This is a genomic window from Bacillus sp. JJ1521 (assembly GCF_036965165.1).
Classification (GTDB): Bacteria; Bacillota; Bacilli; order Bacillales; family Bacillaceae_L; genus Ferdinandcohnia.
The window spans coordinates 1-4,417 of the sequence record NZ_JBALOX010000234.1 but is presented as its reverse complement, the minus strand read 5'-3'; the positions used below and the strand labels follow the sequence as shown (position 1 = coordinate 4,417).

At 33.7% G+C, this 4,417-nt stretch carries 7 protein-coding genes; 2 read left to right on the top strand and 5 right to left on the bottom strand.

Features of this window, described 5'->3' with window-relative positions; all coding sequences use genetic code 11:
• Nucleotides 1-344: Rid family detoxifying hydrolase (locus tag V7147_RS23230; RefSeq protein WP_335370172.1), on the bottom strand; the 344-nt coding region annotated here is incomplete at its 3' end.
• Between the two features lie 470 nt (nt 345-814).
• On the opposite strand from V7147_RS23230, the gene V7147_RS25315 reads away from it, so the two are divergent.
• Both V7147_RS25315 and V7147_RS25310 read left to right on the top strand, forming a co-directional pair.
• Nucleotides 815-1,066 (top strand): HXXEE domain-containing protein, encoded by a 252-nt coding sequence (locus tag V7147_RS25315; RefSeq protein WP_438824642.1) that lies wholly within the window; start codon nt 815-817, stop codon nt 1,064-1,066.
• Nucleotides 991-1,194, top strand: coding sequence for an HXXEE domain-containing protein (locus V7147_RS25310; protein ID WP_438824641.1), 204 nt, complete (start codon nt 991-993; stop codon nt 1,192-1,194). The genes V7147_RS25315 and V7147_RS25310 overlap by 76 nt, the downstream gene beginning before the upstream one ends.
• Nucleotides 1,195-1,459: 265 nt before the next feature.
• On the opposite strand, the gene V7147_RS23225 is transcribed toward V7147_RS25310, so the two are convergent.
• The 4 genes from V7147_RS23225 to V7147_RS23210 all read right to left on the bottom strand — a co-directional run bounded on the left by V7147_RS23225 (nt 1,460) and on the right by V7147_RS23210 (nt 4,381).
• The gene (locus V7147_RS23225; RefSeq protein WP_335370171.1) at nt 1,460-1,885 is read right to left on the bottom strand and encodes a hypothetical protein; all 426 of its coding nucleotides are present in this window, start codon (nt 1,883-1,885) and stop codon (nt 1,460-1,462) included.
• A 286-nt stretch (nt 1,886-2,171) separates the two neighbouring features.
• Nucleotides 2,172-2,384, bottom strand: a complete 213-nt coding sequence (locus V7147_RS23220) for a hypothetical protein (RefSeq protein ID WP_335370170.1) — start codon at nt 2,382-2,384, stop codon at nt 2,172-2,174.
• A 394-nt stretch (nt 2,385-2,778) separates the two neighbouring features.
• Nucleotides 2,779-3,216, bottom strand: coding sequence for a hypothetical protein (locus V7147_RS23215; RefSeq protein WP_335370169.1), 438 nt, complete (start codon nt 3,214-3,216; stop codon nt 2,779-2,781).
• A gap of 658 nt (nt 3,217-3,874) precedes the next feature.
• Nucleotides 3,875-4,381, bottom strand: a complete 507-nt coding sequence (locus tag V7147_RS23210; protein WP_335370168.1) for a DinB family protein — start codon at nt 4,379-4,381, stop codon at nt 3,875-3,877.
• Nucleotides 4,382-4,417: the final 36 nt, after the last annotated feature.

The following is a 4,417-nucleotide window of genomic DNA, read 5'->3' as shown; positions in this document are numbered from 1 at the left end:
GCACCAAGAGGTAGGGATGACACACCTATAGTTGTACGAGCAGGATATGGCTCAGAAAATTGTTTAGAATAAACTTCATTCATTGCTGTGAAATTATTCATATCAGTTAAGAATACATTCACTTTTTCGACATTATCAGGAGTTAAACCTGCTGCTTCCAATACATTGAAAAGATTCTTAAAACATTGATTTGTCTGTTCAACAATATCCCCTTCTACAAGCTTTCCAGTCTGGGAGTCTACTGGGGTTTGACCAGATAAAAATATTAAATCTCCTGCTTCAATTGCATGTGAGTAAGGACCAACAGCAACAGCTCCGGATGCACTAAAAGCCTTTCTTGACATATAAAACTCCTCCTTTAGATATAAAGAAAAAAATAGATATACGACGAAATTGTAAGGTATATGGAATATATAAGCAATACAACCGTCCTTCCAAGCAATGCCTGCAAAATAGAATGTTTTTTTAATTATTTTAACAGTTCTAGTTTAACTAAACTGCCCGTTAGCTTAAGTATACTTTTTCACAAACTTTAATTCATCTTAACAGAAATATCCAATTATCTTACATTCAGTTCAATCACATTTTTTGTAAGACGAATTGTATATCAAAATGTGGGTAAATTGCGGGGGTACAACAGCCATTGTACCCTTTATACCATGGGGACGGCTCTCCTGCTCCTTTATCTGGAACCAAGGGGACCACCAGAAACGTCCCTCTGGTCCTTTTAGAGCAAATTAAGTAATGAATTTCGTTCCATGGCATAAAAATAAGTAATTAGACATGCTCAGGAATCCCCGTGAGGAGGCTAAAGATGCTAGTGAGAGTATATGAACTTTTTTTTATTGAAACAATTATTTGGCTGTTCCCTGTTATTTTTATGTTCCATGGCTTAGAGGAGATTATAACTATTGAGAGTTTTATAACAAAGTACAAAAATAAAATTCGGGAAACTTCCCTTGTCAAACTAACGTTAACCATCAAAAAAAGTTGGGTGCGAAATCCGCCCAACTTTCTATTAGTATTGCATGGATTTTGCTGTTTATATCACTTATCACATTTATGACTGCCAGCCTGTTGCCATTCGGGGCAAACTTTCTTCTATTTACTGCTGCATTGAATTTATTTTTTCTGCAGGCATTTTCTCATATTGGTCAAACGATTATTTTCCGTAGTTATACACCTGTGTCATAACGGCGCTATTCATTGTCATTCCCTATTCTTTCCTTGCCTATTATCACTTATTTGAATGGGGCTTTATAGACGGACATTTATTATTCAAAAGTATTCCGATTAGCATATTACTGGTACCAATTTTCCTCATTGGAAATTTTTTTGGTCGAAAATTCGTCCGATGATCCCGTTCATCTTATATATCAGCAAAATACATGATCTTCAACTATTGCACCCGTTAGCACAATAAGCGAGAGACCTTCAAATACGAAATTTTTTCTAAGTTTTACTGCTTTATGAGTTTTCTCAACTCTTGCGTTACCTCTTTGGATGTAAAATAAGCTCTATCTTCGTGGCCAATGTAGAAAAATGCACTTTGTTCTCCCTCTTCACCTAAATAGCATTGTAACAAATAATGACCGCCTTTATTGTCAGTAATTAGTAAATCATAATTAACACCTTCAAGTTTCACTTTCTCTCTTTTAGCAGTTAAGAAAGCGTTTTTGAAAGTGTCCAATTCTTTCGAGTCCTCGAAAGTTGCAAAGAATTCATCATTAAGTTTACCAAAAACAGTTGATTTGGAAATAGAGACTTCTTTTATATCGCTCACATCGTTCATCAACATTTCACTTTCATTTTTCGATTGACATCCTGTTAATACCAAAGCAAAGAAAGCCAGTATAAAGAAAGCAAACCTAAACTTCCAATTCATTCCTCTTCCTCCCATTTTAGTTCTCACTCCTTTAAATCAATAAAAGGGCCCCTTAAAATTTAGTTTAATGTATTTTTTATCGATTTACAATAAAAAAGTAATGTTAAATAATAATCAAGGATCGTTTTTATATAAAAAATGTATTTCCTATTAAAGAAAATGCTTCATAAAAAATTAACTGTATCTAATTCAATTATTCTGCTCCGTTAGTGGAACAAGAAAAAGAGCCGCAGCTACGACTCTTTATTAAACTCAAGCACCCTTTAGTTGAACAAGAACGCAGTAGCTATTTCAACTTTTTTATCGATACCGATTTATTTGGGAAGTGTAACAGAATATTTCCTCCAGATGACAGAACGACTTCAAATGATAATGTTGATTCGTTAATTGGTAAAAACTCTTCATACAACCAGTCATCTGTTTCACGATTGTAAATAGGTTTATCATTATCATAATTAAAATGTTGAAATTGAAAGAAAGAGACATTATTAAAACTCAATATCCAAACATCGTCACTGGAAACAGTTAAGTGAACGTTTGAATGAAGGAGACTTTTATGTTCAATTTCCATTTTTATAAGTCTATAATCGTGAAGCCCCCAAGAGTCAAAACGATTAAAAATATCTTTAGGCAATCTATCAGTTAATGTATTGAATATCTCTCTGAATTTTTTTGCATTTTCAACCCATTGATTATCTAATTTATCCTATTCTTCATCATTCGTGCCATCCATATTTTGAGCTATGTGCAATTCATATAATAAATATTTCATGTTGAAAGCCCCTTTCTTTTCAGTGTTTCTTCAACTAAACTGCCCCGTAAGTAGAATAACTTCAACAATAAAAAGCGATAATCCTTCTGAATAATCGCCTTCATTCATGTTCCTTGTCATATTAATTTTTTTTACCTGTTAAGATTTCAAATACAAATTCAGAAGATACTTTAGATAAAGTTCCATAATTTGAATGTCCTTCAATTATAAGGTCTAATCTTTCAACTTCTTCATTTACCCAAACATTATGTTTATATGAATTCCAATTGAATATATAATTTGGTGGTCGTATATCCACTTTAACATTCTCTTGCCAGTCTGCATTCTCCAAAGCCTCTATTAGCTTTTTTACTTCAACCTTATCAGTTAATTCATTAACTATTTCGTAATCTCCATTATTATTTTTTTGTTTAACGATGATAGGATTACCGTCCCAAGAATTGCTATAAACTTTGTCTTTTGTTGAATTGGATTTTTCTACATTACCATTTGTTGCATCTTGACTACATCCAACCAATAAAAGTCCAATTGCGATAATTAAAACAAATAATCTTTTCATAAACTTCACCTCTATTGTATAGACCGTTATTACTAAAAAAAGTTACAATTCCTTCTTCAAATAACCTGCCTCGTTAGCGTAATAACTTCAACACAAATAAGCGATAATCCTTCTTGGATCATCGCACGCGTTAGTCTAGAATCGAGTAATATGAAAACGCTACATTACGCATTTTCTTTAACATATTTAACAAGCCAAAATAAAAGTATTATAACAAGAACTAATGAAAAGAAAATAGCCAATATACTATCTTCACCAAATAAAGAAACTAACACAACTTCATAGGTTGGAACACCTAATGCATAAAGTAAAGGCAATATAAAAAGAGTTACTGTTACCCCTGCAAAAAATGTAAGAAAGTAGTTCTTCTTTTTTATTCACTAAAATCCCTCCTCGATTAGTAACTTTATTATTCAACTCTTCTGCTCGTTAGTACAATAATTTCAACAAAAAAAGCGATAATCCGTCTTGGACTATCGCACCCGTTCGTAATATAAGGTTAGCCAGATATTTCTGGTTGACCTTTTTCAATATGGTCTTATGATAACGGTAGTCGGGGTAGAACGTCGCACCCGTGGGACTAGATCACGTCAGCTAAACTGTTCACCCCCTACTTGTATACACGTGTTTCAGGCTGGTTGGGACAATAAGATCCCGTTTAGCTGAAGAAGCGCATCCTGTTTTCCAACTCATCTTTCTGACGCAAATGATGACGAAAATGCATTCCAACCAAATCATACCACTCCTTTGCATTCAGCCAACCGAACCCTCCATGTTCAAATTTATAACTTGAATTAAAATCATCCACTTTCGATTCCCATTGACTCATTCTTTGAATTAGCTGATCCATCCTACAAATTAGCTTTTCCTTGCTGTCCGAATTATTAGGTGGGGAATTTAGTTCATCTGGTAATCTTATTTTAATAGGTGGAAACCCTCCGTTCTTATATAATTCCTCACCGAACTGGGTTTTCCCAAGGGGTTGTTCTTCACTTGATGTTGCACACTTTTCCAAATTATCAAGATACTCATGAGCAACAAGAATTAAATGGTCATACATCTGCCCAATAGACCAAACTCCTTCTTCGGAGATATATCTTAGCTGTTCCAATGAATAACCGTGAAGTTCACTTTTGAAATGAATTAGCAGGCTACTATCATTCATTTAAATACTCCTTTGTAATAGTTAGATAAAATCTGA